The organism is Moorena sp. SIO3H5 (genome assembly GCF_010692395.1).
Taxonomy (GTDB): Bacteria; Cyanobacteriota; Cyanobacteriia; order Cyanobacteriales; family Coleofasciculaceae; genus Moorena.
This window is the reverse complement of the sequence record NZ_JAAHHS010000741.1, coordinates 1-1571: the sequence shown is the minus strand read 5'-3', so window position 1 is coordinate 1571 and position 1571 is coordinate 1. Positions and strand designations below refer to the sequence as shown.

Below are 1571 nucleotides of genomic sequence, written 5' to 3'. Positions count from 1 at the left end.
CGACTACCCCGTGTAGTAGTAGGGTAAGCCGTCAGCGGTCAGCGGTCAGCGGTTAGCGGTCAGCCGTTGGCCACGCTAAGGGAACAGCGGTCAGCTTATTTTATTCAAAAGCACCTCAAATACCCTGGCCTACGGCCAATGGCTGATCGCTGTTGGGTGTAGCGTGCCCGTAGCGCGTAAGCTGATAGCTTACCAATTAACAATTTTAATGTTTTTGTAAGAAAATTCATCCATCTAATCCCTTTGCCATTAGGGAGTCAGAATGTGTTACCCTAAAAGGGTTTTATAAACATCGCACATCCAGGGTTTCGGGTGTTTCTAAAGGGAAATCCACCTGGATGGAGGTTAAACCCGAATTAGGAGTTAAAAAATTATGCCTGTAGTTTCTTTAGCTGAAATGCTAGAGTCAGGGGTTCACTTTGGTCACCAGACTCGCCGATGGAACCCCAAGATGGATCCTTACATTTACACTGCTCGTAATGGTGTCCACATCATTGACTTGGTACAGACAGCTCAGCTGATGGAGGATGCTTATCACTATATCCGCACCTCATCAGAGCAGGGCAAAAGATTTCTGTTTGTGGGTACTAAGCGACAAGCTGCTGGAATTATTGCCCAAGAGGCAAGCCGTTGTGGTGCCTACTATGTCAACCAGCGTTGGCTAGGTGGTATGCTCACCAACTGGGAAACAATTAAGACCAGGGTGGAGCGACTCAAAGATTTAGAGCGTCGGGAGACCAGTGGTGCCCTTGACTTACTGCCAAAAAAAGAAGGCTCAATGCTGCGTCGGGAACTAGGCAAGCTTCAGAAATATCTAGGTGGCATCAAAATGATGCGTAAGGTTCCCGACATAGTCATAATCATAGACCAAAAGCGTGAGTACAACGCTATTTTGGAATGTGAAAAGCTAAGTCTACCGATAGTATCACTATTAGATACAAACTGCGACCCTGATTTAGCCGATATTCCGATTCCAGCTAATGACGATGCGATCCGGTCGATTAAGCTAATCATAGGTAAACTGGCTGATGCCATTTACGAAGGCCGTCATGGTGAGCTAGATACGGCAGAGGAATACGAATACGAAGAATTTGAAGAGGGATTAGAGGAGTTCCCAGACGAGGAGGAAATTCAAGAGACTGAACAAAGTGAGCAAATTGAATCCGTAGATCAAGGAGATAACCAGGAGACTGAGGCAGAATAGTTAGTTATCTTCGAACTTGAAGCCCCACGCTGAATTTATCCTTTGATAAAAATCAACTAGCTTTCAGCGTGGGCTGGTAAGCCCATACTCACAGATCGAGTAGTGTGGGAACATATCACGGTGTAATCAGTTTCACTAACAGTAGGAACAAAAACAACATGGCGGAAATTAAAGCAAAACTTGTCAAAGAGCTACGGGAAAAAACCGGCGCTGGCATGATGGATTGCAAAAAAGCTCTCGTAGAAAGCGGCGGAGACACGGCCAAAGCTATAGAATGGCTGCGGAAAAAAGGCATTACCTCAGCTGAGAAAAAATCCGGTCGTGTGGCAGCAGAAGGAATTATCGGCAGCTACATCCACACTGTTGA

The 1571-nt window shown here is 46.0% G+C and carries 1 protein-coding gene and 1 pseudogene; both read left to right on the top strand.

Annotation, left to right across the window (positions count from 1 at the left end; genetic code table 11):
• The first annotated feature begins 373 nt into the window (after positions 1–373).
• Positions 374–1204 (top strand): 30S ribosomal protein S2, encoded by an 831-nt coding sequence (gene rpsB, locus F6K52_RS36130; protein WP_293090011.1) that lies wholly within the window; start codon positions 374–376, stop codon positions 1202–1204.
• Positions 1205–1362: 158 nt separating this feature from the next.
• A pseudogene (locus F6K52_RS36125) lies at positions 1363–1571 on the top strand (elongation factor Ts); the annotation flags it as partial.

Coding starts and splice junctions, on each gene's coding strand:
- rpsB (WP_293090011.1), top strand. CDS start 374: ATGCCTGTAGTTTCTTTAGCTGAAATGCTAGAGTCAGGGGTTCACTTT.